Annotated in this window: 23 protein-coding genes and 5 pseudogenes; 7 read left to right on the forward strand and 21 right to left on the reverse strand. The window is 67.3% G+C overall.

The features are described 5' to 3' along the window. Window positions 1–360: 360 nt before the first annotated feature. From ABZV00_RS31675 to ABZV00_RS31750, 16 genes are all read right to left on the reverse strand, one after another. A complete protein-coding gene (locus tag ABZV00_RS31675; protein WP_355613053.1) occupies window positions 361–1,215 on the reverse strand; it encodes a 3-hydroxyacyl-CoA dehydrogenase family protein in 855 nt (284 codons plus the stop codon). Continuing rightward, window positions 1,212–2,411: a thiolase family protein gene (locus ABZV00_RS31680; protein ID WP_355613055.1), complete on the reverse strand. Its 1,200-nt coding sequence runs from the start codon at window positions 2,409–2,411 to the stop codon at window positions 1,212–1,214. Before ABZV00_RS31680 ends, ABZV00_RS31675 begins: the two co-directional genes overlap by 4 nt. Window positions 2,412–2,480: 69 nt before the next feature. Continuing rightward, on the reverse strand, window positions 2,481–3,464 hold the full coding sequence (locus ABZV00_RS31685; protein WP_355613057.1) for an NADPH:quinone oxidoreductase family protein: 984 nt from the start codon (window positions 3,462–3,464) through the stop codon (window positions 2,481–2,483). Window positions 3,465–3,490: 26 nt separating this feature from the next. Further along, a complete protein-coding gene (locus ABZV00_RS31690; protein ID WP_355613059.1) occupies window positions 3,491–4,624 on the reverse strand; it encodes a CaiB/BaiF CoA-transferase family protein in 1,134 nt (377 codons plus the stop codon). Beyond that, window positions 4,621–5,670, reverse strand: a complete 1,050-nt coding sequence (locus tag ABZV00_RS31695) for an acyl-CoA dehydrogenase family protein (RefSeq protein WP_355613061.1) — start codon at window positions 5,668–5,670, stop codon at window positions 4,621–4,623. The genes ABZV00_RS31690 and ABZV00_RS31695 overlap by 4 nt, the downstream gene beginning before the upstream one ends. Continuing rightward, window positions 5,667–6,452, reverse strand: coding sequence for an enoyl-CoA hydratase-related protein (locus tag ABZV00_RS31700; protein ID WP_355613063.1), 786 nt, complete (start codon window positions 6,450–6,452; stop codon window positions 5,667–5,669). Before ABZV00_RS31700 ends, ABZV00_RS31695 begins: the two co-directional genes overlap by 4 nt. Next, on the reverse strand, window positions 6,449–7,318 hold the full coding sequence (locus tag ABZV00_RS31705) for a 3-hydroxyacyl-CoA dehydrogenase family protein (protein ID WP_355613065.1): 870 nt from the start codon (window positions 7,316–7,318) through the stop codon (window positions 6,449–6,451). Before ABZV00_RS31705 ends, ABZV00_RS31700 begins: the two co-directional genes overlap by 4 nt. Before the next feature lie 12 nt (window positions 7,319–7,330). Continuing rightward, a complete protein-coding gene (locus ABZV00_RS31710) occupies window positions 7,331–8,209 on the reverse strand; it encodes a 3-hydroxyacyl-CoA dehydrogenase family protein (RefSeq protein WP_355613067.1) in 879 nt (292 codons plus the stop codon). 29 nt (window positions 8,210–8,238) lie between these two features. Next, a complete protein-coding gene (locus ABZV00_RS31715; protein ID WP_355613069.1) occupies window positions 8,239–8,991 on the reverse strand; it encodes a 3-oxoacyl-ACP reductase family protein in 753 nt (250 codons plus the stop codon). Then, the gene (locus ABZV00_RS31720) at window positions 8,909–10,210 is read right to left on the reverse strand and encodes an acyl-CoA dehydrogenase family protein (protein ID WP_355613071.1); all 1,302 of its coding nucleotides are present in this window, start codon (window positions 10,208–10,210) and stop codon (window positions 8,909–8,911) included. Before ABZV00_RS31720 ends, ABZV00_RS31715 begins: the two co-directional genes overlap by 83 nt. After that, window positions 10,207–11,019, reverse strand: coding sequence for an enoyl-CoA hydratase-related protein (locus ABZV00_RS31725; protein ID WP_355613073.1), 813 nt, complete (start codon window positions 11,017–11,019; stop codon window positions 10,207–10,209). Before ABZV00_RS31725 ends, ABZV00_RS31720 begins: the two co-directional genes overlap by 4 nt. Then, a complete protein-coding gene (locus tag ABZV00_RS31730; protein ID WP_355613075.1) occupies window positions 11,016–12,266 on the reverse strand; it encodes a CoA transferase in 1,251 nt (416 codons plus the stop codon). The genes ABZV00_RS31725 and ABZV00_RS31730 overlap by 4 nt, the downstream gene beginning before the upstream one ends. Window positions 12,267–12,322: 56 nt before the next feature. Then, complete coding sequence (locus ABZV00_RS31735; protein WP_355613077.1) at window positions 12,323–12,715, reverse strand: MaoC/PaaZ C-terminal domain-containing protein; 393 nt, start codon at window positions 12,713–12,715, stop codon at window positions 12,323–12,325. Further along, window positions 12,708–13,154: a hypothetical protein gene (locus ABZV00_RS31740; RefSeq protein WP_355613079.1), complete on the reverse strand. Its 447-nt coding sequence runs from the start codon at window positions 13,152–13,154 to the stop codon at window positions 12,708–12,710. Before ABZV00_RS31740 ends, ABZV00_RS31735 begins: the two co-directional genes overlap by 8 nt. 23 nt (window positions 13,155–13,177) lie before the next feature. After that, the gene (locus tag ABZV00_RS31745) at window positions 13,178–14,863 is read right to left on the reverse strand and encodes an AMP-binding protein (RefSeq protein ID WP_355613081.1); all 1,686 of its coding nucleotides are present in this window, start codon (window positions 14,861–14,863) and stop codon (window positions 13,178–13,180) included. A gap of 36 nt (window positions 14,864–14,899) precedes the next feature. After that, a complete protein-coding gene (locus ABZV00_RS31750) occupies window positions 14,900–15,661 on the reverse strand; it encodes an SDR family oxidoreductase (protein WP_355613083.1) in 762 nt (253 codons plus the stop codon). A gap of 239 nt (window positions 15,662–15,900) precedes the next feature. On the opposite strand from ABZV00_RS31750, the gene ABZV00_RS31755 reads away from it, so the two are divergent. The 3 genes and pseudogenes from ABZV00_RS31755 to ABZV00_RS31765 all read left to right on the forward strand — a co-directional run. Then, window positions 15,901–16,635: an FCD domain-containing protein gene (locus ABZV00_RS31755; protein WP_355613085.1), complete on the forward strand. Its 735-nt coding sequence runs from the start codon at window positions 15,901–15,903 to the stop codon at window positions 16,633–16,635. A gap of 135 nt (window positions 16,636–16,770) precedes the next feature. Beyond that, window positions 16,771–17,622 (forward strand): SDR family oxidoreductase, encoded by an 852-nt coding sequence (locus ABZV00_RS31760; protein ID WP_355613087.1) that lies wholly within the window; start codon window positions 16,771–16,773, stop codon window positions 17,620–17,622. A gap of 93 nt (window positions 17,623–17,715) precedes the next feature. Beyond that, a pseudogene (locus ABZV00_RS31765) lies at window positions 17,716–17,942 on the forward strand (hypothetical protein); the annotation flags it as partial. 144 nt (window positions 17,943–18,086) lie between these two features. On the opposite strand, the gene ABZV00_RS31770 reads toward ABZV00_RS31765, so the two are convergent. The 5 genes and pseudogenes from ABZV00_RS31770 to ABZV00_RS31790 form a co-directional block, all read right to left on the reverse strand. Next, window positions 18,087–18,413, reverse strand: a complete 327-nt coding sequence (locus ABZV00_RS31770) for a hypothetical protein (protein WP_355613114.1) — start codon at window positions 18,411–18,413, stop codon at window positions 18,087–18,089. After that, the gene (locus tag ABZV00_RS31775; RefSeq protein ID WP_355613089.1) at window positions 18,406–19,749 is read right to left on the reverse strand and encodes an MFS transporter; all 1,344 of its coding nucleotides are present in this window, start codon (window positions 19,747–19,749) and stop codon (window positions 18,406–18,408) included. Before ABZV00_RS31775 ends, ABZV00_RS31770 begins: the two co-directional genes overlap by 8 nt. A 238-nt stretch (window positions 19,750–19,987) precedes the next feature. Further along, window positions 19,988–21,265 (reverse strand): MFS transporter, encoded by a 1,278-nt coding sequence (locus ABZV00_RS31780; RefSeq protein WP_355613091.1) that lies wholly within the window; start codon window positions 21,263–21,265, stop codon window positions 19,988–19,990. 188 nt (window positions 21,266–21,453) lie between these two features. After that, window positions 21,454–21,735, reverse strand: a pseudogene (locus ABZV00_RS31785) (cation transporter); the annotation flags it as partial. A gap of 335 nt (window positions 21,736–22,070) precedes the next feature. Beyond that, a pseudogene (locus tag ABZV00_RS31790) lies at window positions 22,071–22,833 on the reverse strand (transposase); the annotation flags it as partial. On the opposite strand from ABZV00_RS31790, the pseudogene ABZV00_RS31795 reads away from it, so the two are divergent. The 4 genes and pseudogenes from ABZV00_RS31795 to ABZV00_RS31810 form a co-directional block, all read left to right on the forward strand. Further along, window positions 22,799–23,017 (forward strand): annotated as a pseudogene (locus ABZV00_RS31795) (IS3 family transposase); the annotation flags it as partial. The pseudogenes ABZV00_RS31790 and ABZV00_RS31795 overlap by 35 nt on opposite strands. A 59-nt stretch (window positions 23,018–23,076) precedes the next feature. Next, window positions 23,077–23,499, forward strand: coding sequence for a hypothetical protein (locus ABZV00_RS31800; RefSeq protein ID WP_355613093.1), 423 nt, complete (start codon window positions 23,077–23,079; stop codon window positions 23,497–23,499). After that, on the forward strand, window positions 23,454–24,146 hold the full coding sequence (locus ABZV00_RS31805) for an integrase core domain-containing protein (protein ID WP_355613095.1): 693 nt from the start codon (window positions 23,454–23,456) through the stop codon (window positions 24,144–24,146). Before ABZV00_RS31800 ends, ABZV00_RS31805 begins: the two co-directional genes overlap by 46 nt. 449 nt (window positions 24,147–24,595) lie before the next feature. Then, window positions 24,596–25,183, forward strand: a pseudogene (locus ABZV00_RS31810) (hypothetical protein); the annotation flags it as partial.

Raw genomic sequence — 25,183 nt, forward strand, 5'->3', positions numbered from 1 at the left:
TAGCACCGCGACCTGATGACGTCGGACGACAATCTCGACGTCCTTGGACCGCTCGCCGCGCATGCCTTGGACCGCCAGCCGCAGGATCTGACACAAGATCAGGTACCCGAAGGACAGGAACATGCCCGCCACCATGTCCCTCGACCGGCTGGCTGGGCCGCACAAAACCGCACCTCAGAGGCCAGAACCGGGTTTCCGAGCGGTACATGCCATACCTTGGATCGTCGCCGCCCCGATTGGGCAGACCTCGCACAAAGCCGCACGTCACAGCCACCGAACCGAATTTACGAGCCCAACAGGCGTCTCAGCCAAGTCCATCGACGGCGAGGAGCCGAGCTTCTGGTCGGGCAGGAGCGGGGCTCACCAGTTGTAGAAACCCTTGCCTGTCTTGCGACCCAGTTGTCCTTCAGCAACCAGCCCGCGCAGGATGTTGGGAGGTTCGAAGCGATCTCCGAGTTCGCGAGCAAGGTGTTCGGCGATGGCGAGCCGAACGTCGAGCCCGACGACGTCGGTCGTTTTCAAGGGACCGAGGGGGTGCTTGTAGCCGAGCATCATGGCTGTGTCGATGTCGCTTGCCGACGCGACTCCCTCCTCCAGCATCCGCATCGCCTCCAGGGCAAGGGCCACCCCCAGTCGGCTGCTGGCAAACCCTGGCGAGTCCTGCACCGTGATCGCGATCTTGCCAAGGGCGGTCACCCAGTTTTGCGCATCCGCAACGAGGTCCGGTGAGGTCTTGGCGCCGACGACGACCTCCACCAACTCGCTGGCCGGCACAGGGTTGAAGAAATGTAGACCGACGAAGCGCTCCGGTCGGGCTAGGTCTCGAGCGAGATCATCGATCGGCAGGCTGGAGGTGTTGGTAGCGAGGACGGCATCCGTCGCCACGTGTTCCACATTGCGCAGCACTCGCCGCTTGAGGTCGATGTCCTCTGGGACTGCCTCGATCACGAGGGCACACGCCTGCAGCTGGGCGTCGTTCGTGGTGACGATCAGCCTCGAGAGGAGCTCGGTCGCGGGCGCAGGGAGCTTTCCGCGTTGCTCGGCTTTCGCCACACTGCTTTCCACGCGGTCGCGGGCGGTCTGGACGGTGTCGTCGGAGGTTTCGATGATCCGCACTGTCGCGCCGGCCAGCAGGAACGCGTGTGCGATGCCTGCGCCCATGCGTCCGCCTCCGTACACCCCCACCGTTGACGGGGCGCTGTTGGACTGCGTCATGACCACTCTCCTGCGCTGATGACATTTTCCAGTACGACGGCGAGGGCCTGTCCTACGCCGATGCAGATGGCTGCGACACCCCAGCGCTCCCCTTCGGAGGCAAGGCGTCGGGCAAGCGTGCCGAGAATGCGTGCACCGGAGGCCCCAAGCGGGTGCCCGATCGCGATCGCCCCGCCCTTGGTGTTGACGATGTCGGGGTCGATCTTCCAGGCGTCGATGCAAGCCAGCGACTGCACGGCGAAGGCCTCGTTGAGTTCGACCGCGCCGACATCGGACCAGCCGATCCCTGCCCTCGCCAAAGCGACATTGGCCGCTTCGACCGGTGCGAATCCAAAGTCCTGCGGATTCAGCGCATGGACTCCCCGGCCGGCGAAGCGGGCCACCGGGTCAGAACCGATGAGCGACCTGGCTCTCTCCGACCCGATGATCAGGGCGGCTGCCCCGTCGCTGAGAGGCGATGCATTGCCTGCCGTGATGGAACCATCGGGTCGAAACGAGGGTTTTAGCCCGGCCAACGTCTCGGAGGATGAATTAGATCTGATGCCTTCGTCCTTGTACAGCCCGGTGTTCTCGACCGGAAAGACCAGATCGTCGTAGAACCCGGCTTCCCAGGCGGCGTGGGCGAGCTGGTGCGAGCGCGCCGCAAACTCGTCTTGCCGCTGACGGGAGATGGCATACCTGTTAGCCAGCTGCTCGTTGCACTCACCTAGGGAGGCCGTCCACTCCTTCGGCATACGGTCGTTGACCAGCCGCCACCCCAGCGTGGTGGAGACGGCGCTGACATCACCCGCAGGATAACCGCGATTGGGCTTGGGGAGCACCCATGGCGCCCGTGTCATCGACTCGACACCGCCGGCCACGACAACCTCGGCGTCACGCGCCTCAACCATCCGGGACGCCGTCATCGCCGCGTCCAAAGACGAGCCACAAAGCCGATTTACTGTGGAGCCGGGCACCGACGTGGGCAGCCCGCCGAGTAACACTGCCATGCGCGCGACGTTGCGGTTGTCCTCGCCGGCGCCGTTGGCGTTGCCGTAGATCACATCGCTGATCAGTGCGGGGTCTAGCGCCGGCGCCGTGCCGAGTACCCCCGTGAGCGCGGCTGCGGCTAGGTCATCGGGACGCACCTCGGCGAGGGCGCCGCCGAAACGGCCAAACGGCGTACGGACGGCGGAATAGAGAAACGAGGCGGTCACCCGTGGAGTCCTTTCATGGTGCGGAACAGCGGCCGCACGGATCGTTTCGGCTAGGTCGCTGAATGAGGCTCAGCCCAGGCCCGTCGTCAATACGACCTTGCCTTTGACCCGGCCGTCCTTGACGTACTGCAGGGCATCGCTGGCCTTCTCAAGCGGGAACGTCGTGTCGACCGCTGCGTTGACCTTCCCCTCGACGAACAGATGGAACACCTCGGCCATCGTCGAGCGCATCAGGCCCGGCATCCGATCGCGGTAGTCACTGCTCTGGAGTCCCACGATGCTGATGCTCTTGACCAGGACATGTCCCGGCTTGATGGGGTCCTGACCGCCCGAGGCGAATCCGACGATGACGATGCGGCCTTCCCAGGCGGTCGCTCGGATGATCTGGGTGAGGAAGTCACCGCCGAGCATCTCGAGGACCACATCGACGCCCTTGCCGTCGGTGGCCGCCAGAAGGTCATCGCGCAGCGTTTCCGGCGTGGAGGTGAGCACGACGTCCGCACCCTGCTGGCGGGCCAGCTCCGCCTTCGCGGCATCCTGGGCCAACGCGATCACCCGCGCGCCGTACGCCTTGGCGAGCTGAACGCCGGCAGAGCCGACGCCTCCTCCCGCGCCGGTGACCAGAACGGTCTCCCCCGGCTTCAGCTGGCCGCGGCGCAGCAGCCCGAAGTAGGCGGTGGAGTAGACCAGGCCAGAGGCGGCCGCCGACTCGTAGGACATGCCGTCAGGCAACTCCATGACCAGCTCCTCAGGGACGCGCAGCTGCTCGGCGTAGCCGCCGAACTCGACCAGCGCCAGGACACGCTGACCAATCCGGACCCGCTCGACGCCCTCCCCAACCGCCTTCACGCGTCCGGCCGCTTCCTTGCCGGGGCTGAATGGCCGCTCTGGAAGGTTCTGATAGGTGCCCTCGACGACGAGAATGTCGGGGAAGTTGACGCTGACCGCACCGACCTCAATCACGACCTCGCCCGGGCCTGGCACCAGATCGGGCACATCTTCGACGACGAGGCCGGACGGAGGGCCGAACTCCTTGACGAGTGCAGCACGCATGGATGTCTCCTTCGGTTGATCGTGCGTCAGGACCAGGGCGATTCGTCGCCCAGATCGACGAGTGCGGGGTACGGCACTGTGCCGGGAGGTTGGCGTAACGTCGGCGAGATGGGGCTGGGCAGGGTGCCGAACGAGTCCTGCGTGCCAGGTGCAGACACCCGCTCGGGCGCGTCGATGTCGACGAGATTCGCCTCAACCGCCTCGTCCCACGTCGCGACGACGACGGTGCACACGTCCTCAGCATCGAGTACGGACCGCCAGTGATCGGCAGGCTCGGAGGCGAACCGTTCGGCCAGCGCACTGATCACGGCCTGCTCCTGGCCGTGGTCGTCGTGGAGCTTCGGGTCGAGTTCCACCAGCTCGACGAGTCGGTCCCAGAACTTCTGCTCCAGCGCCGCGCAGGCAACATGACGGCCGTCTGCGGTCTCGTAGACGTGGTATCGCGGGCTGCCGCCGGTGAGCAGTTCGGCGCCGGGGCGAGGCCAGCCTCCGCCGGCTTGATGAGTGGCGAAGTAGCCGTACGCGAGAACCTGCAGGTTGTGGGTGATCGAGACCTGCAGGTGGACCGAGTCACCGGTGACGTCTCGCTGTCGCAGGGCAAGCAGGATGTTGACGACCGCGGGATAGGTGCCGCCGGCAATGTCGGCGAGCACGGTCATGGGCAGGCTGGGTGAGCCCGTGCTGTCGGTGACCACTCCTAGCAGGGCGGACTCAGCGAGATAGTTCAGGTCGTGGCCGGCGCGGGTGGCCCGAGGACCGGTCGGCCCATAGCCGCTGATGGAGCAGTAGATGACATCGGGGTTGACGGCGCGCACGTGCTGGTATCCCAAGCCGAGCCGGTCGGCGACGCCCGGCCGGAACTGCTCGAGCACAACGTCGGCCTCGGCGGCTAGCTCGAGTACACGGTCGCGCTGGGCGGGGTCCTTGAAGTCGACGGCGTATGCCCGCTTCCCACGGTTGAGTACCGCATAGTTCGCACTCGCTTCTCCGAAGCGCGGCTCGTAGGTGCGCATCTCGTCCCCGCGGCCCGGCCGTTCAAGCTTGACGACGTCGGCGCCTGCGTCGGCCAGCATCAAGGTGGCGAGGGGCCCGGGCAGCAGGGTGGAGAGGTCCAGGACCTTCACGCCGTGCAGGGGGAGCTGCGGGTGCGAGCCGGTCATGCTGCCTTGTCCTTATGGAGTGGACCCAGACCGACGAGGGTCCGGGCGGTGAGGGCGGCGGCCGCCTGGGTGTCTGTTGCCGCGCGAAGTGAGACCGCGTCTCGCAGGTACCGTTCAGCGGGGTACTCGGTCAGGTAGCCGTAGCCGCCATGAGACTGCAGAGCCGCGGCGGCTACCTCGATCGCGGCGTCGCAGGCGTGGCGCATCGCGGCCAATGTCTGCACTGAGCCCTCATCCGCGCCGAGCGCAGCCGCCAGCGCTACCGCGGTCCGCGTGGCCTGGTCCAGCAGCGACTGCCGCACGGTCGGCAAGTCGGTGAGGGGGCCGCCGAACTGGTGGCGGTCGGCGGCGTAGGCGGCCGCGGCGTCGGCAGCGCCCCCGGCAATCCCGGCGGCGACCGCCGCAGCACCTCGGCGCAGTCGTGTCCGCGCCGCGGCGACGTCGACATCGTTCAGTCGATGAACCGCATCTGCCGGCACCGCGACCTGCACCGATCGTGTCAGGGCGCCGCCCAGCCCGGTCCGCTCCACCGGCCGGGTGGTCATCGCCTCCGGTCCGACCAACACCGCGGTGTCGTCGTCGCCGAGCAGGAGCAGGTAGGGAGCCTCAGCGGCCGGGTCGATCCGGTCCACCGAACCGTTGATCGTCTCGGCGGAGCAGACTAGTCGCACCTGCCGCGACGTCGCGTCCACGACGGCGATCGCCGCGGCAGCTGTGTGCACAGCGGCGACGAGGTCGGAGAACCGGTCGTCGCCGCTCAGGACGTCGACCGCCACGTGTGCCTGGGTGGCCGCCCAGCCGAGGGCAGGCCACGCACGTCCCAGTCGCTCCATCGCCACAGCCGTGGTGACGCGGTCGGCTCCCCCGCCGCCGTGCCGCTCGTCGGTACCGAGCGTCCAGATACCCAGCTCAGCAAGCTCGTTCGCGAGCCCACTGACGATATCGGCATCGTCGGACAACACCACGTTTCGATCGAGGGCAAAGGCGTCCAGCATGGCCGCCAGGTCGCGCTGCTCCTCGTTGAGGGCGGGACCGAGCCAGCTCACGACCAGAAGCTTTCGGATTTCGGTTCGCGACGCTCGCTGAACGAGTCACTGAGCTCGTGGGCCTCGCGGGTCTGCAGGTAGAGACTCAGCTGCTGGTCATGGGCCATCCGCGCCTGGCCGGAAACGCCGTTGTGACGAGCCGAGAAGGCAGCCTTCAGACCGGCGATGGCCATCGGACTGCGGGAGGTGATTTCGCGCATCACCGTGGCGACCCGGTCACGGAACTCGTCGACGGGCACGACCTCGTTGACCAGACCCATCTCCAGTGCCTGGGCAGCGGAGTACTTCCGGTTGAGGTACCACATCTCCTTCGCGCGCTTGCGGCCGATGGTGTCCTCCAGGTACCAGGTCCCGTAGCCGGCGTCGAAGCTGCCCACCATGGGCCCGACCTGCCGAAAGACCGCGTTCTCCGAGGCGATCGTGAGGTCGCACACGGTGTGGAGCACGTTGCCGCCGCCGACCGCGAACCCGTTCACGGCAGCCACCACGGGCTTGGGGATGGTGTCGATCGCCTGGTAGACGTCGACGATCGGCAGGACCTGCGACTGGTCCAGCGCGGTGACCGGATCGTGCTCACCTCCGATGCAGAAGAACTTCTCTCCTGCCCCGGTAAGAACTGCGGCGCGCAGGCCGGGGTCGAGACGGAACCGCTGGAGAGCGTCGAACAGCTCAAGACAGGTCTGGTGGCGAAGCTTGTTCCCCGCGTCCGGCCGGTTGATGGTGAGCGTGAGAACCGGGCCGTCGCGGTCGATGAGGATGTCGTCGTAGTTGGGTGCGGTCATCGCGTGTTCTTCTCTCCGGTGCGGAAACCTTTGTCGTTCTTGGTGCCGAGGTGGCCGGCGGCAACCATCTGCCGCAGCAGCGGGGGTGGTGCGTAGCGGTCGTCCGACGTGGCGGCGTACGCGTTCTCGGTGGCGTGCAGGTGCACGTCGAGGCCGATCATGTCGAGCATCTCGAGCGGGCCGGACTTGTACCCCAGCCCCAGATTGAGCGCCAGGTCGATGTCCTCGGCGGTGGCGAGCCCGTCGTCGTACTCCTGGATGACGTCGTTGAGGTACGGAAGAAGCAGCGCGTTGATCAGGAACCCGGGACGGTCCTTCACGACGATGGGCTGCTTGCCGTCCATGCTGCCGACGAGCGTGACGAGCCGGTCGACGAGGTCTTGGCTCGTCTGCAGGGCGCGAACCACCTCGACGGTGCGCATCACCGGTGCGGGATTGAAGAAGTGCAGTCCGGCGACACGCGTGGGGTTGGGCAGGGAGGCGGCGAGTGCGGTCACCGAGAGCGCCGAGGTGTTGGTGACGATCGGAGTGTTGTCACCGACGGCGGCGGCGATGCCGGCGAGGACCTCGTTCTTGACCTCCAGGTTCTCGGTCACTGACTCGATGATGAGGTCGACGTCGGCCAGGTCGCTCAGCGACGTGCTGGTGGTGACGCGGGCGAGTGTGGCCTGCTTCTCGTCGTCACTGACCTTGCCGCGGGCCACGCTACCGTCGAGGAAGGCGCTGACGGCAGCGATGCCCGCTTCGGCTCGTGCCTGGTCGGCCTCCACGGCGACAACGTCGCGGCCGGACGCGGCGAACACTTGGGCGATGCCGCTGCCCATGGTTCCCAGGCCTACCACCGCGATCCTGTGGAACTGATTCATCGTCTGCCTCCTTCAGGATCCGAAGAGCCGGGTGTTGTCGTACTCGTAGAAGCCGCGACCGGTCTTGCGGCCGAGGTCGCCGGCTGCGACCATCCGGTCGACCATCGGCGGCGGGAAGAAACGCGGGTCGCGCAGTTGCTCGTACAGCCGCGTCGCGACCTGCTGGTGGATGTCGAGGCCGACGATGTCGAGCAGGCGGAAGGGCCCCATGGGGTGGCCGATGGCGCCGAGCACCGCGGCGTCGATGTCTTCCTTGGTGGCCACGCCGGCCTCAAGCGCGCGGATGCACGAGTTCTCCCAGGGGATCAGGAACCGGTTGACGATGAACCCCGGACGGTCCTTGGTGGCGACGCTTACCTTGCCAAGGGAGCGGAGGAACTCCTCGGTCGCCTTGTGCGCCCAGTCGGCGGTGTGCCGTCCGTCGGCCACCTCCACGAGTTTCATCAGCGGCGCCGGGTTGCAGTAGTGCGTGCCGACGACCCGTTCCGGCAGGCGCGACCCGGACGCGATGCCGGTGACCGACAGCGTCGAGGTGTTGGTGTGGAACAGCGTTGAGTTCGACACGATCTCGTCGAGGCGGCCGAACATGTCCTTCTTCAACTGCAGGTCTTCGAAGACCGCCTCGACCACCACATCGCAGGGCGCCAGGTCAGCGAGGTCGGTGGTGCCCACGAGGGCGTCCTTGGCCGCCTGCCCGGCTGTGGCGTCCAGCTTGCCGAGTTGGACGCTCTTGTCGAAGAAGCCGTGCACGGTGTCGATGCCGCGCTTGAGGTTGTTCTCGTTGACGTCGAAGAGGATGGTCCGGTGACCGGCGCGCGCCATCACGACGGCTATGCCGGAGCCCATGGTGCCGGCGCCGAGCACGCCGACGGTCTTGCTCTCGTTCCTCACGTGGTCTCCTTGCTGGGGCTGTGGCGTGGTCATCGGACGCTCTGGCCACCGTCGATGACGATGACCTCTCCTGTCATGAAGTCCGAGGCGCTGCTGGCCAGCAGCAGCAGCCACGGCTTGAGCTCCTCGGGCTCGCCGATGCGACGTGCCGGGATGGCTCGCACGACCTTCGCCATGGCATCGGCGTCCTCGCGCATCTCGGCGTTGAGCGGGGTGGCGAAGTAGCCTGGCGCGATCGCGTTGACCTGCACTCCTGAGCGCGCCCACTCCATCGCGATCGAGCGGGTGAACCCGATGACAGCCGCCTTGGAGGCTGAGTAGGCGGCATGGTTGGCGACGCCTTGGAGCGCGAAGTTGGAGGCGATGTTGATGACCTTGCCTGCCCCCTGGGCCACCATGTGGCGGCCGGCCGCCCGGGTGGCGAGGAAGGTGCCGCGCAGGTTCGTCGCCAGGACGCGGTCCCACTCGGCGGACGACTGGTCAAGCAAGGGCGTGGACGCGACGATCCCGGAGTTGTTGACGAGCACGTCGACGCGCCCGAAGGTCTCCACGGTCGCCGCGATCATACGCTCCACCGCCGCCTCGTCGGTGATGTCCGTCGGGCATGCGAGCGCCTGACCGCCGGCCTCTTTGGCTTCCTCGACGAACGCGTCAAGCTCCGAAGCGGTGCGCGCCGCGACCGTTACCGAGGCTCCGGCCTCAACGAGCGCTGCCGCCATCGACCGGCCGAGCCCGCGGCCGGCCCCCGTGACGATCGCGACTTTGCCGTGCAGGTTGGTCATGCCAGTCCTCCATCGCGCGGGTGATCTCGCGGCCGATCAGAATCCGCTGGATCTCATTCGTGCCGTCGTAGATCTGGGTCACCTTGGCGTCGCGCAGGCAGCGTTCGACGCCCAGGACTGCGAGGTCGCCGTAGGGACCCAGGATTCGGGTGGCCTCGACCGCCGCGGCGAAGCCCAGGTCGGTGCACGACTGCTTCATCATCCCGATCTGCCCGGTCGAGATGTCACCGGCGGCGTCCACCTGGCGGGCCACCGCGTGCAGGAGCAGCCTGCCTTGCAGGATGCGGCCGCGTAGGTCGGCTAGTGCGAAGAGGTGCTCGTCTGGTAGGCGCGTGCCGTGCATCCGGGTCAAGGTGGCCAGAGTCCGCGCGTAGGCCGCTCGGGCCAACCCGACGCCCTGGGCTGCTGCGCTGATCCGCGACTTCACGACCGAGCTCATGACCACGCGCCAGCCTTCGCCCTCCTTACCCAGGCGGTGGTCGGCCGGCACGCGCACGTCGTCGAAGAAGAGCTCGGCGGTGCTGGAGCCGTGCATGCCCATCTTGTCGAACGGCTGGCCTGGGCGGACGCCGTCCCAACTGCCGTTGACGACAAAGGCACTGACGCCGCCGCGACCGAGGGTCTTGTCGGTGGTCGCGAAGCAGATGATGACGCCGGCCCGGTCACCGGTGGTGATGAAGGTCTTGGACCCGTTGAGCCGGTAGCCGTCCTCCACGGATTGGGCAGTGGTGCGCAGGCTGGACACGTCGCTGCCGGCATTCGGTTCGGTGATGGCCAGCGAGCCGTACACCGATCCGTCGAGCAGGCCGGGAATGTACCGCCGTGCCAGGTCGCCGCTTCCGGCGATCATGATGGGGTACGCCGCATGCGTCTGCGTCATGAACACCAGCGACGTGGCAGCGCAGCCGGCGGTGATCTCCTCCATGGCGATGGCGTAGGCGACGTTGGTGTCTCCGGTTCCGCCGAGGCTCGGCGGGAAGATCAGACCCATCAGACCCGCCTGGGCGAGCGCTTGGACGCTGTCATGGGCGAAGGCGTGGGTGCGGTCGACGTCGTGCGCTCGCGGTGCCACCTCGCGGGAGACGACGTCTCGCGTGAGGGCGCGCACCTCCAGTTCCCTCCCGCTCAGTCCGGCGTCGACGACGGGTTCGTCGAGCAGCTCGTGGAGGGCTAGATAGGCCTTCGGGCAGCTGTCGATGTCGAGTCGCTCCACGCTCATGCGGACTCCCCGGGTACGGGTGCGGGGTCGGCAAATCGGGGCGGTCGTCGCTCGAGGAATGCGGCGATGCCTTCGTCGGACTCGGTGCCCGCGACGGCGAGTGCTGCCAGGCCAGTCTCCATCTGGAGTCCGGCGTCCAGCGCAGCGTCTCGGCTGCCTTCGAGGGCGGTGAGGATGGAGCGGACGGCGACCGGTCCCTGGGCGGCGATCTTCTCCGCCAGTGCCGACGCGGTGGCCATGAGGTCGGCGGGGGCGATCGGGGGTACCGGGGTGAGCCCTAGCTGGTGGGCGCGCTGTGCGTCCAGTCGCGCTCCGGTGAGCATGAGATGCGCGGCGGCGGGGGCGCCGACGACGCGGGGCAGGCGCTGAGTGCCGCCGTAGCCGGGGATCAGGCCGAGTCCGGACTCGGGCAGCCCGAGGGATGCTTGGGTCGACACCACGGGGAATGTCGAGGCGAGCACGAGCTCGAAGCCGCCGCCGAGTGCGACGCCGTTGACCGCGGCGATCACGGGTATTGCCGCCCGCTCGATGTCCCGCAGGACCCGCTGTCCGGTGCGAAGCGTCTCGTGGGCGCGGTCCGCGCTCATGCCGGCGAGTTCCTTGAGGTCGGCACCGGCACAAAATGCCTTCTCGCCGCTTCCGGTGATGATGACGGCGCGGATCGCGGGGTCGGCCTCGGCGTCGAGGACTGCGGCATGCAGCCGGCTCAGGACCTCGGCGTTGAGCGCGTTGTACGCCTGGGGCCGGTTGATGGTCAGGGTCATGACCGAGCCGGCCCGCTCGACGATGACGGTCTCAGGTGAGGTCATGATGCGATCTCCGCTGCCGCCAGACCGACGGCGCCCGCTGCCGCGAGCTCGTCGATCTGCTCCTCCGTGTACCCCAGATCTAGCAAAGTCGTCCGGGTGTCCGCCCCCAGGGCGGGGAACCGCTCGTTGCGCGGTGTCTCTTGCGAGGCCAGGCGGAACGGGCTGCGAATGCTGACGAGGTCGTCGTGGAACCCCGGGACAGGAAGGATCGCACCGCGTGCCACGACCTGGGGATCCTTGGTGACCTCGGAGAGGGTCTGCACGAAAGCAGCGGGCACCTCCACGTCGGCGAGAAGTCGGAGCCACTCCGCTGCGGGCCTCGTGGCGAGTCGTTGTGCCACCAGCTCGGTGATTCGCGAGCGGTCGGCACGGCGGCCGGCATTGTCCGACAACCTCGGGTCCGTACCCAGCTCAGGAAGTCGGATGGCGGTGCAGAACCGCTGCCACATGGAGTCATTGCCGATGGCGATCACAATGGTCCGGTCTTCGGCCTCGAACGGCTGATACACGGCCAAGACCGAATCGGTGCCGCCGCTGGGCGCCGGCTCCGGCTCGCCGGCGCAGAACGCGGCAACACGCGGCGCCATCAAGGCGAGGTCGGTGTCGAGCAAGGACACGTCGATGACTTCGCCCTGCCCGGTGCGGCACTGACGGACCAGTGCCGCGTTGACGGCGATTGCCGCAGCCATCCCGGTCGCCACGTCGGAAAGCGCGGTCGAGACTCGCTGGGGGGTCCCGCCTTTCTCCCCGGTGACGGACATCAGGCCGGACCGCGCCTGGGCGACGAGGTCATATCCGGGCAGGTCGCTGTCGGGACCGGTGAGGCCGAACCCGGACATGGCGCAGTACACCAGTCGCGGGTTGCGGCGCCGGAGGGTCTCGCCGTCGATTCCGATGCGGTTGAGCTTGGCGGGGTTCATGTTCTGCAGGAAGACGTCCGCGGTGTCGAGCAGCCGCAGGAGCGCCTCGCGCCCCTCGGGCGCGCTGAGGTTGAGGACGACCGACTGCTTGTTGCGATTGGCGGAGGCGAACCACGCCGAGGCCCCGTCGACGAACGGCGGGCCCCAGGACCGGGCGTCGTCCCCGCTGCCGGGGCGCTCCACCTTGATCACTGTGGCTCCGAGGTCGGCGAGGTACATCGCGGCGGTGGGGCCAGCGTAGGAGGTGGTCATGTCGACCACGCGTACGCCGGCGAGAGGCCCCGACGGCTCGACCGCAGATCCATTGCTAGTGTCCAAGGAAGTCACCCCCTAATAATGTTGGACATTTGCTGATTGGTCAACTCCGTCTGTCTTCACCAGGCTCAGGGTGCGTCGTGCGACCCGTCCGGCGTCAGAACGGCGACCCCGGACAGGACCGAGCGGTCCGACTGGCGAGCCTCGACTCGCACAGACTCCTGGGTGTCGCCGCGCTCGAACTGCACGTTGATGGGCGCTCCTGGGAGCATCGGCGCCTGGAACCGGCATTCGAATGAGGCGAGGCGGCCTCCATGGTCGACCGCGTGGCGCCCGAGATAGGTGGCCACGTATCCGTAGACGTACATGCCGTGGAGGATCACGCCGGGCAGGCCGACGCGGCTTGCCACTGCCTCATCGAGGTGCACAGCACTGCGGTCCCCCGAGACCTGAGCGTAGTCGCGAGGCACGCTGGCCGTCGGCTCCCACATAAGAGGGGCGGGCACAAGGACCTCACCCATGACGCAGAGCCTGGGTGCTGGTGCCGCGTAGACACATTTGGCCGTCTTCGGTGAGCGACTCGGTCTCCACATCGAAGAAGACGGCGCGGGCACCTTCCTTGATGCCGCCGATCCAGGCTCGGGTTTCGATCGAGGCACCTACGGTGATGGGCGCGTGCCATGCCAAGGATTGCGCTGCATGGACATTGTGGTCGAACGGCAGGTCGAGGCGGTGATCGTGCAGGACGCCGAGTACGGCGCGCATCGTGAGGGCTGCGGCCAGGCTGGGCAGCACGTCCTGGGCGTCGATGAAGCCTTCCCCCCTGGGGTCGCTTACGTCGGGTCGGTCGGCTGGTACGCCGCTGAGGCGGGTGTGGCCGAATACGCTGGCCGGCTCGATGATTTCGTGGGTCCGCCACAGTTCCTGCTGACCCTGCAGCGCGGCAAGTCGGGCGAGCACCGGGGCGGGGTCCCAGGTCCCTGTCATAGGGCTGCCGTCTCCACCGATGCCAACTGCTCGCGGAGTTCGACTTTACGGATCTTCCCGCTGGGCGTCTTGGGCAGGCTCGGCACCAGCACCAGTCGCTCCGGCAGGAAGTGCTTGGACACGCCGTTGTCGAGGAGGTGCTGGGTGAGATCGGCGAGGGCCAGACCATCAGTGCGGGAGTGCACCACAGCGCAGGCCCGCTCTCCGAGACGCTCGTCGGGAACACCGACGACGGCGACATCGACGACATCAGGGTGGGTGTAAAGCACGCTTTCCACGGCAACCACGGGGATGTTCTCCCCTCCGCGGATGATGATGTCTTTGCTGCGCCCCTCGAGGTAGACCAGCCGGTTCTCGTCGATGCGGGCGGTGTCGCCGGTGTCGAACCAGCCCTCCGCATTGATCTCCTCGCGGGTTCGGTCGGGCAGACTCTCGTAACCCAAAAAGAGTCCTGCGCTGCGAATCTGCATCCGTCCCGGCTTGTTGGCGTCTACAGGCTCGCCGTCCGCCCCGACGACGCGGACTTCGACGCCGGGCACTGCCCGGCCGTCACTGGCGAGCTCGAGCTCAGACATACCGGGTCGGCAGGATACCCCGATGCCGATCTCGGTCATTCCCCAGGCGGAGCCCACCCAGCAGCCGAAGGCATTGCGACCGGCGCTGGGGAGCGCACGTGGGACCGGCGATCCCGTCGTGATGACGGCGCGCAGCGCGCAGCGCGGGTCACCGACGAGATCGGTCGTGAGCAGATCCTGGAGGAACGTCGGGGCGCCGAAGAACACCGTGGCCCGTTCCTCACACAGGAAGGACGCGGCCGCTGCCGGGCTCCACTTCTCGAGGTAGGCGGCCGTCCCCCTGAGGTATGCGGTCATCAGGACTCCCCACAGGAAGCCACTGTGGTGGCCGACCGGTGAGACCACCGCGTTGACGATCGGGGCGCCAAGGTTCTCTGCTCCGAAGTAGGCCAACCAGTTCCGCAGCACGGCGATCAGGGTCTGGTTGGTGTTCATGACACCCTTGGGTGAACCCGTCGTGCCAGAGGTGAATCCGACGTGGCACAAAGCGCGAGGGTCCACGGTGGGGAGTTGCACGCCGGCGGCAGCGGACGGGTCGGCCAGGTCCCCGAGCGCGATCTCACCATCAACCCGGCCCGAGTCGCCACGCACCGCGATCAGCGGCGTCGCCTCTCCACACGAGGTTCGCACAACCGCCAACGGGGTGGCGCTGGCGACCTGCTCCTGCGTCACCACCACCTTCGCACCGGTCGAGGCCAGGATGTGCCCGACCTCCTTGGTGCCGTAGGCAACCGGGATACCGGTGTAGACAGCGCCAGCGCGGTTGATGGCGAAGATGAGTGCCGCGAACTCGATGCAGTTCGGCAGCATGACTACGACGGAGTCGCCCTCGGCGACTCCGCGAGCTCGCAGACCCACGGCGAGATCGGTGACGTAGGCGTCGAGCTCGGCGTAGGTCATCGCGCGGCGGCTTCCACCCGGTCCAGCGGAGTCAACCGCTGCGGTCAGGTCGGGATGTGCGGCAGCCGCGTCGGCGAGCAGGGAAGTCAGCGTCTGAGAGGTCCACTGGCCGCTGGACTCGTAGGCGGTCGCCAGCCCCGGGGTCAGCCTGCTGTCCGGGCGGATGCCCGGGTGCTCGCCCGCGGCGGGTGTATCCTGCAAACTCACGATGCGCTCCTCATTGGGTTGGTGTTGCTCGGCCGCTCAACGCGCGGTCTCTCCCCCATCGACTGTCAGCACAGCTCCGGTCAAAAACGTGCTGTGGGGGTCACACAGCGGTCCCATTGCAGCTACGACGTCATCGACTGCCCCAAACCGACGCGCGGGCACGGCCTTCACCACACGGGCGCTCCGTTCAGGGTCCGCGCGGATGCTCGCGTTGAAGTCGGTCGCGATGAACCCGGGGGCGATGGCGTTGACCTGGACGCCGTAGCGCGCCCATTCGACTGCCATGCTGCGCGTGAACGAGACGACGGCCGCCTTCGATGCGCAGTAGGCGGCGTGCTCGGAGACGCCTTTGAACGCGTAGTTCGAGGCGACGTTGACAACCCGACCGGAGCCCTGGGCTGTAAGGAAGGCCCCCGCGGCGCGTGTCACCCGCACCGTGCCGAGGACGTTGGTTCCCCACGCCAAGGCCCACGGCTCGTCACCGGCGTCCAGGAGAGAACCCGACGCAAGCACACCCGCACAGTTGACCAAGAGGTCCAATCCGCCGAGGTCGTCCACCGCCTCTGCAACGAAGCGCTGGATGGAGTCGTGATCCGAGACATCGACGACATGTGGGTGGGCGGTGCCACCATCAGCGGCGATGTCATCCGCTACTGCGCTCAGCGCTGCGGAGTCCCGGCCGCCGACTGCGACCGTTGCGCCGGCTGCTGCCAGCGCTTGCGCGATCGCTCGACCGATCCCCCTGCTGGCACCTGTGACTATGGCCCTTCGGCCGGCCAGATCCGGGAAACCCGACATGCTGTTGCTCCTCATCGCGCAGGGCGCCTCCGACGCCCTCCCTAGGGACGAGTCGACCACGCCCGCGACGCGGAGACCAGTACGCACGCCATAATGTCGAACATTCGGCGGATGGGCAAGTATGATCCAGGAGCGGTTTCGCCACCCTGCCGCCGGGCGTGTGGGAACCGCTAGACTTCCGCTTGGAAGGTTGACTGGTGTAGGACACTTGTCGACCCCCCGGAAACGAGAGGCCTGCGTTGGAGACCAGTGGTGAGGCCCGCACTCTCGGGCACGCGGTCGCGCGCCCGCGTCAGCAGGTGGAGGACCGCATCCGTCGGGCAATCCTTGATGGCGAGCTCAGGCGTGGTGAACGCCTTCCTTCGGAGGCCGAACTCGCGCGCCAGTTCAGCGTGAGTAGAACGACGGTGCGCGAAGCGCTGCGCTCGCTGTCGACGCAGAACTTGATCGAGAAGGTCCCGGGAGCGGGCGGCGGCAGCTTCGTCCGGGCGGTGGACCACGAAGCACTCGGCGAGATCCTGTCCGAGTCCATGAAGAACCTGCTCAGCCTCGGCAGCATCGGAGCCGACGAGGTGCAGTCTGTGCGTGAGTACCTCGAGGTCCCGGCAGTCCGACTGGCCGCCGGCCGCCGTAGCCCGGGGGACCTGGCCCAGCTGCACGAGATCATCGAGCGCCAGAAGTTGGTCCGCGTGACGGACCCGTCTGTGCCCCAGCTCGACGTCGACTTCCATTCGGCGATTGCCCGCGCGTCCGGCAATCGGGTGCTGGGGTCGTTCGTCCAGGCCCTGCATGAGCAGACGATGCCTGTGCGGTTTCTCGATCTCTCGGAGGAGGTCGGCGCCGAGACCGTGCTTCAGCACTTGCAGATCGTGAAGGCGATCGAGGCGGGTGACGCGGACGCGGCCCAGGACGCAATGGTGACGCACCTTCGCTACCTGCAGGCTCACCGCGCGGTCGCCGCGGATCGCCCTTGAGCCGGCAGCTCTCGCTCCGGCCCCCACGATCCGAATTACCCCGCCCTGACCTCCCCCGCCCACCCCTTGCCGCGACGTGAACTGTCGGACAATAATCGGACAGTCCTCAAGTAGTCGATGCAGGGAGCGCGCACGGTGGCTGGTTTCGAGGGGCAGGTAGCGGTTGTGACCGGCGCGGCAGGAGGCCTGGGGCGGTCGATCGCAGGCGAGTTCCTCGAAGCCGGCGCGAATGTGGTGCTCGTGGATTTGGAAACCGACCGTCTGAGGGAGGTTTCCAAGCGGCTCGGCTTCCCCGACCGCGTCATGGTCTACGCCGGGGATCTGACCGACGAGGATGACGTCATGTGCCTCGCAGAGGCGACGGCCGGCAGGTTCGGGACTTGCGACGTGCTGGTGAACAACGCCGGCATCTTGGGCGCTCCTGGACCGTTGGCGTCGCTCTCGACGGCGGCGTGGAATGAGACGATCGCGGTGAATCTGACAGCTGCGATGCTCTGCACTCGCGAACTGGGCCGCCTCATGATTGGCAACGGCCACGGCGCCGTCGTGAACATTGCCTCGGTGGGTGCGCATTCGCCGAACACCTCCCCCACCTATGGCGTCTCCAAGGCGGGTTTGGTCGCGCTGACGCGACACACCGCCGTGGAGTGGGGCCCGCTGGGGGTAAGGGCGAACGCGGTCAGTCCCGGGTTTGTGCGCACGGAGATGTCGGCAGCTCACTACGCCGACCCTGATCTGCTTGCGTTGCGCACCCAACTCACCCCTGTGCGTCGCATCGGCGTCGCGTCCGACATCGCGAGCGTGGTGGCCTATCTGGCGAGCGACGCTGCTGCGTTCGTCAATGGTCAGGAACTGGTGGTCGACGGCGGGTTCCTGTCCGCCCCGCTGATGCATGTGCAGCGTCACGCGGATCAGTACGGCGGCCATTCGGCTCCGCAGCCTGCACTTTTTGCGGATCACCTGCGTTCCACGGAGGCCCACCGATAGCCTCGGCCCTTCGGTAAGGGCTGTCCGCGTCGTGGATCATGAAAGAGGAAGTGCCTTCTGATCTGGGAGGATCTGACTTGTTGAAGGTCCAGATTGCCCGTCACGGAAGGCACTTGCTGGGGGAAGGCTACCGGAACGCGTCCGAAGATCGTTGTCGGCGGTGACGGGCGCGGCGTTGTCGGTCATGCCGGTACGCGCCTGCTCGCCGATGTCGCTGATGCCACCGGGTTGACCAGGGAGTTCAGCGACGTTCTGGCTGGGTCGCGCCAGCGGGGGCCGGCCATGACCCCGGCCGGGCCGTGGGCGAGGCAATGCTCGCCCAGTCGGGTGCCAATCCGAAGCCGCGGGCGATCGGCTGGCTCGACGCACTCAGTGGCCCGGGGCGAGCCTCCGCCGCCCCGGGCCGCTGTGTCGGTCTGTCTTCACCGGCTGATTGTCAGCCGCCGGCATTCATCTGGAGCGAGTCACCGCTCTGCGCCTGCCGGTTCGAGGATTTCCCGCGTGCGTACGACCCCTTCGGGCCACCGGGAGTCGAACTCGTCGAGCAGCGGTTGAAGCTTCGGCGACCCGACCATCTGCACCAGAGAGTCGAGGTCGTCGAACTCGTACTCGGCGAAGTGGATTCCAGGGCTGGTGACGCTCCAACAGCGCCGTCCCGACTTCGCCCCGAGCGTCTTGATCACCAGCGGGAGGTGGTCGGTTTCGTACCAGTGGTCGAAGTCGTCACGCAGATCGTCACGAACATCGGCTCGCACCAGGAACACTCCCGGCTTCGCGTTGGCCTCAGACATTGTTCAGGTCCTCCTCCTTGTGGGACAGCCCATGACGCGTGAACAGGATGGTGAGGAACGCAATCACCGAGATGCAGGCGGCGAACACCGAGATCGGGATCGTGCTGTCGTAGCGGTCCATCAGCGCGACGGCCAGCGCCGGCGTGATGCCTCCACCGATAACGGCTGCGATGGTGTACCCAAACGACACGCCGGTGTAGCGGACCTGCGTTCCGAACAGCTCAGCAAGCCATGTGCTCATCGGGCCGAAGAGGGACCCGAGGAAGATCAGGCCGACCGAGAAGGCCAGGCAAGCCAGCAGGGCGTTTCGGGTAGCGATCAGCGGGAACAGTGCAAAGACCCAGATGGCGAAGCCGGCGACGCCGACGAGCATCGGAGTCCTGCGGCCCACCTTGTCCGAAATGTGTCCGGAACCCAGAATCGCGAAGAAGTAGAAGACGGATGCGATCAGGACCATCACCAGGCTGGACGTCGCGCTGAAGCCCACGTCGTTACGGGCGTACGCCAGGGCGAAGATGATGGACAGGTAGTAGCCGGCATGGATGCCGAGAGCGGCACCGATGGAGGAGAACACACTGCGCGGGTAGCGCTTGAACATCTCCACGAAGGGGATCTTGACGACCTCCGGAGTCTTCGACTCCTCGACGACCTCCTTGAAGGCCTGCGACTCCTCAAGCGACATGCGGATGTAGAGGCCGACGATGACCATCACGGCGCTCAGCAGGAACGGGACACGCCAACCCCACGAGTTGAAGGCGCCCTCCGGCATGAACGCCGACGTGATGGCGATCAGTCCCGCGGCGAGTATGTACCCGATCGGCGATGCGCTGCCCAGCCAAGCTCCGAGGAGACCGCGGCGCCTGGCTGCCCCTTCGTGCTCGACCACCATCAGCACCGCACCGCCGTACTCGCCGCCGAGTGCCAGGCCCTGAAGCAGACGGAGGGTGACGAGGAGGATCGGCGCTGCGATTCCGATCGAGGCGTAGGTGGGGAGCAAGCCGATGGCGAACGTGCCGACACCCATCATGAGCAGGGCGAGGACCAGCGCCTTCTTACGACCGTACTTGTCGCCGAAGTGACCGAACACGACACCACCGAAGGGGCGCGCGACGAACGCGACGCCGAACGTCGCTAGGGAGAGCAGTGTGCTGGTCAGCGGGTTGTCCGAGGGGAAGAAGAGCGGCCCGAGAACTAGCGCCGCCATGGCACCGAAGAGATTGAAGTCGAACCACTCGATCACGGTGCCGACCATGGAGGCGACAGTGACCTTGCGGACGGAGTCCTTGTTGGCTGGAGGGGGGACCGTGTCGGTGGTGGCGGCGACGGTGTGTGTCATACCGGCTTCCTAATGTTCGACATTCGACGTGACGGTCGGACGATACCGCTGGGTCGTGATGAAGGCAACAGTCCTGCCAGACCGCCCGCCTGGTTTCGACATCACCAGCTACTCGCTGTGGCGACATAGTCGCCCTGTCACCGGTCTTCGCCGACCTACAGGCCCGCACCGAACGCGAGTTCCCGATCATCGTGATCCACCCGTGGCGAGAGCAGGAAATGACCGGCGGGTGGCTATGTCAGGCATGACCCGAAGCGTGCCCGCGCGCCATATGCGGCACCAGCACTGAGCCGGCCACGAACAGCAGCCCGGCGACCGACAGCACCGCGCCGACCCACGCGGTTGCCAGGTAGCCGTGGCCGCCCGCGATCACGACGCCGCCCAGCCACGCCCCGATCGCGTTGGCCAGGTTGAGCGCGGAGTGGTTTGACGATGCCGCCAGCGCGGGCGCGTCCGGCGACGCTTCCATGAGCCGGATTGTGAGACCGGCGCCGAGCACCTGGGCAACCAGCCCGATCGCGAAGATGAGCAGCACGGCGGCGATCGGTGACGAGGCAGTGAGCGCGTAGAGCGCTAGGACTGCGGTCATCGCGACGAGCGAGCCGATGAGCGTGCCCAGCGCCGACCGGTCCGCCAGCCGCCCGCCGAGCAGCGCGCCGACGGTCATCCCCAGGCCGAAAACGGCGAGGACCCACGGCACCGCCCGGGTCGGCATCCCGGCGACGTCGGTGAGGGTCGGCGCGACGTAGCTGTAGACGGCGAACAGGCCACCGAAGCCGACGGTACCGGTGAGCAGCGCGATCCACACGTGCACCCGGCGGAACGCACCGAGCTCTCGGGTGATGCTGGCCCCGTGTGCGGCGGCCACGGGCGGCACCCACTGCCGGACGGCGAGGATCGTTACGACGCCGATCCCGGCCACCAGCGCGTACGAGGCGCGCCAGCCGAAGACTTGTCCGGTGAGCGTGACAAACGGTACGCCGACGATGTTGGCCACGGTTAGCCCGACGATGACGCGCCCCACTGCTCGGCCTTTGCGGTCCGGCGGGACGAGCCCGGCCGCCACGACGGAGGCGATGCCGAAGTAGGCGCCGTGCGGCAGACCGGTCAGGAACCGGGCGCCGACCAGCGACCAGATGTCCGGCGCGAGAGCGGTCAGCGCGTTGCCCGCCACGAAGGCGAGCATGAGCACCAGCAACAGCCCGCGCCGGGGCACCCGGGCCGCGAGGGCCGCGATGACCGGTGCGCCAACGACGACGCCCAGCGCGTACGCAGTGATGCCGTGCCCCATCACCGGGATGGGGACGTGCAACTCCTCGGCCATCTGGGGCAGCAGGCCCATGGTGGCGAACTCCGTGGTGCCGATGCCGAAGCCGCCGATCGCCAGCGCGAACAGCGCCGCCCCGGCCGGAGGGCGTGCGCCGAGTGCGTTCTGTCGCGTGGGTAGGACCTCGGTGGTGCTCACGATGGTGTCTCCGCTCGTCATGGCGTCGCCGCCCTGCAACGGGACCGACACTCCACGACGGTATGGAGGCGGGGCTCGGGCCATCGTGCCCCTCGCGTGTTTCCACCGACTCAACGAGAGGTGGCGGGGTGACGCGAATTACCTGCCGAAACGCCTCGACGACCCGGGCGGAACGCCACGATTCCGCCGGCCGGAAGTCTCAACCGGGCCGCGAATGCGCGCAAAGTTCCCACACGCTGTCACCAGTCGCTGCCGTCACACACGCCGTCCGCGTCGGCCGGCTCCGCCTGCAACGTGGCGTGCTCGATGTCGAAGCGGTCCTGCAGCACCTGCCGGGAGGCCGCGAGCACCCCGGCGAGGTCCGCGCCGTGGTCGAGGATCAGGTGCGCCGAGGCCACCTCCATCCCCGAGGTCAGCGTCCAGACGTGCAGGTCGTGCACGTCGGTGACGCCGTCGACCGCGCGCAGCGCGTCCCGCACGACGGCCACATCCAGATGCGGCGGCGCGGCCTGCACCAGCACGGACTACCAACATATGTGTAACAATTGCAAGTGTTGGGTGGTTGTCGTCATCGACCCACCCCTTGCAGCCCTCTCCTCGGCTCAGCGATCTCGCCTCGGCACCCCGGCGGCCATTACGCCAGCCAACCACGATTGGGTGGTGCGAGCTTCGGGATCCCGTTATGCGACGGGATCGGGCTCAGCTTCCCGGTGCTGTTGCCTGCTCTGCGGCAGCGCTCTTGCCGTGCCTCCCCCGTCGAGCGCGGGGGGACGCCTGTCCACACGTGGCGGTGGCACATCGGGAACCGCGACGGGACAACCACCGTCGTAGCGCTGACGGCAACCCAGGTAACGGTCATCTGACGCTCTCTGGCCGCTTCCAGGTTCGCTTCCGAGCAGTATCCGGCGTCGACGAGAGAGCCTGCTTGGGGTGGACACCGGTGTTGGCGGCGGACTGGTCGAGCATGGTGGTGTAGTTCAGCGTGTCCGAGGGGTTGGTTGTCACGTCGGCGGCGGTGATGACCTGGTGCGCGTCGTCGACGACGGCTTGGGCGTTGTAGGCCTGGATGTACGCGCCGTCGCTGTTCTTCATGATCCGCGAGTCGGGGTCGGTGAAGTTGGCCTGGGCCTTGGGCTTGGGCCTCGCCGTGGCGACGGCCTTCTCGCCGGCGTCGGCCACCTCAGCTCGTCGCTGGGCCGGTCCGCTGTTGGCGGCGGCGTTCTTTGTCCTCGGCGATCTTGCGGGTCTTGGCGGCGGCCTCGGCCTCGATCTGCGCGCGGGCGGCCTGCATCCTGGCCAGGCGCTTCTCGCGGCGGTCCAGCTCGGCGGGCAGATCGACCTCCTTGACGTCGACGCCGAAGGTCTGGTCCTCGGCGGTGTCGGTGGCCTCGGCAGCGGCCAGCAGCGCCCTCGCCTTGGCCTCCAACTCGGCGATCTCGGCCTCGACTCGCTCTTCCCTTCGCGATCAGCCGGCCATAGCTCATCGCCTTGTGCTTGGGAGGCGTTCGCCTCCAGTTTCGTACCGTCCAAGGCGACGCCGCCATCTTGACCATGCCCAGCTTCTGCGCGAGATACAGGGACTGCGTCGGAGCCTGCAGCGACAACGCCGCCATGGAGTCGTTCTTCGCTCTGCTGCAACGCAACGTCCTGGACCGGCAACGCTGGCACACCCGCCACGAACTGCGCCTGGCGATCGTGACCTGGATCGAACGCACCTACCACCGCCGCCGACGCCAACCACGCCTTGGCCGGCTCACCCTGATCGAGTTTGAGACAATCAACAGGCCCGCACACACGGCCTGAACTGCTCAACCCCGCGAGTCAACCAACCCCGGGGCAGTCCCTACCTGGGTGTGACGAACGTGTTCGCCATGCTGCGCCTGCTGCCGATGAGCGATCGAGATAAGGACGTGGAGATCCTGGCGCTGCGCCATCAGATCACGATGCTGGAACGGCAGCTGGGCAAAGAGAAGGTGCGGTTCGACCCGAGTGATCGGGCGTTCCTGGCGGCGCTGCTGCATCGGCTGCCAATGGACGCGCTGCGCAGGGTGCGGCTGCTGGTACGTCCGGACTCGGTGCTGCGCTGGCATCGCAACATGGTCGCCCACCGCCACGCAGCAGCGTCCCGGCCGAAACGGCCGGGCCGGCCGCGGATCGTCCGTTCCGTCCGCGCCCTTGTGCTGCGCCTGGCGGGAGAGAACCCAGCTGGGGCTACCGGCGCCTGCACGGCGAACTGCTGGTGCTCGGCGTGCACGTGGCCGCGTCCACGGTCTGGGAGATCTTGAAGGAGGCCGGGATCGACCCGGCGCCCGAGCGGGCCTCCAGCACCTGGGCCGACTTCCTGCGCTCCCAGGCAGACGCACTGCTGGCCTGCGACATCTTCGAGACGGTCACCCTGTCCGGAGCGCGGCTGTACGTGTTCGCGGTCATCGAACACGCCAACCGCCAGATCCGGATCCTGGGCGCAACCGCACACCCGACCGCAACCTGGGTGATGCAGGCCGCCAAGAACCTCGTCATGGACCTCGAGGACGCCGGTTGCCGGACGCGGTTCCTCATCCGGGACCGGGACGCAAAGTTCCCCGAGATGTTCGACGCTGTCCTCGCAGACGCGGGCATCGCAGTCGTGCTGAGCGGCGTCCGCGTGCCGCGCATGAACTCGATCAGATCAATCATGGAAAGGTGGGTACAGACGTGTCGGCGCGAGCTGCTGGACCGGACCTTGATCTGGAACCTGCGGCACCTGCTCCACGCCCTGCGCGAGTTCGAACAGTTCTACAACTCCCACCGCCCACACCAGGGCATTGCGAACGCCCGACCGCTGTACCCGTTGCCCGCACCGATCGCCGATCCGGACAAGATGGCCCGCCTCGACATCCGAAGAGGCGACCGCCTCGGCGGAACACTTCACGAATACGAACATGCCGCCTGACCAGCACGGACAAGGTTTTCGGCAAGGGCAGCGCCAACCTGCGCCCGTCGCTCCAGTCGATGAAGGACGCACGGCCTCGTAGCCTGTGATGTCGGCTGGCATAAGCGTGCATAGCACGCTTCCCGCAAGGTCACCGACCGCAGCGCCATCACACTCGCCACTTCTGGCATGCCGCCGAACACGACGAGAGTCGGCCACTGCCACTTAGAGACGATTATCGATGAGCTCCGCAGTGGTCCTCCGTCTGGCTGGCAATAACGGCCAAGCGGTCTGCCTCCGCTCTACCGATGACGGGAATCGATAGACACCACTCTCCGAATGGCGGTATGGCCGCGCCACTCCGCGCGACGTTCTGGTCACTTCGGGCGATCCGTCGGTCAGGACGCGGAAGCTAGGCTGTGGGCCATCGATGTCTGGGGGTCGGCATAACCATGGTCATAGTGCCGCGCGTGAAGCGTCGTTTCGCGATGGTTCTGTTCTCGCTGCTGTTGCTGATTCCGTTGACGTACATCTCAACCGCGGAAGCGGCGACGACCACTCCTGGTGCGTTCGTGCCTTTGTCGCCGTCGCGGCTTCTCGATACCCGCGACGGGACCGGCGGGCCGAAAGCAGCAGTTGCCGCGCATGGCACCGTCAGCCTCACTGTTGCCGGACATGGTGGCGTACCCGCTACGGGAGTCGGTGCTGTCGTCCTCAACGTCACCGTCACGGGCCCGACGACGGCGGGCTTCGTCACGGTCTACCCGACCGGGTCAACCCGGCCCACCGCGTCCAACTTGAACTTCACAGCAAAGCAGACCATCCCCAACCTCGTCGTGGCCAAGGTCGGCACCGGAGGTGCCATCAACCTCTACAACGGCTCCTCCGGCACCGTCCACCTCGTCGCAGACGTTGCCGGCTACTACCTCGGCGGCACCCCTTCCACTCCTGGTGCATTTGTTCCTTTGTCGCCGTCGCGGCTTCTCGATACCCGCGACGGGACCGGCGGGCCGAAAGCAGCAGTTGCCGCGCATGGCACCGTCAGCCTCACTGTTGCC

Origin of the sequence: Micromonospora sp. NPDC005173 (assembly GCF_040608515.1) — a bacterium.
Taxonomy (GTDB): Bacteria; Actinomycetota; Actinomycetes; order Mycobacteriales; family Micromonosporaceae; genus Micromonospora.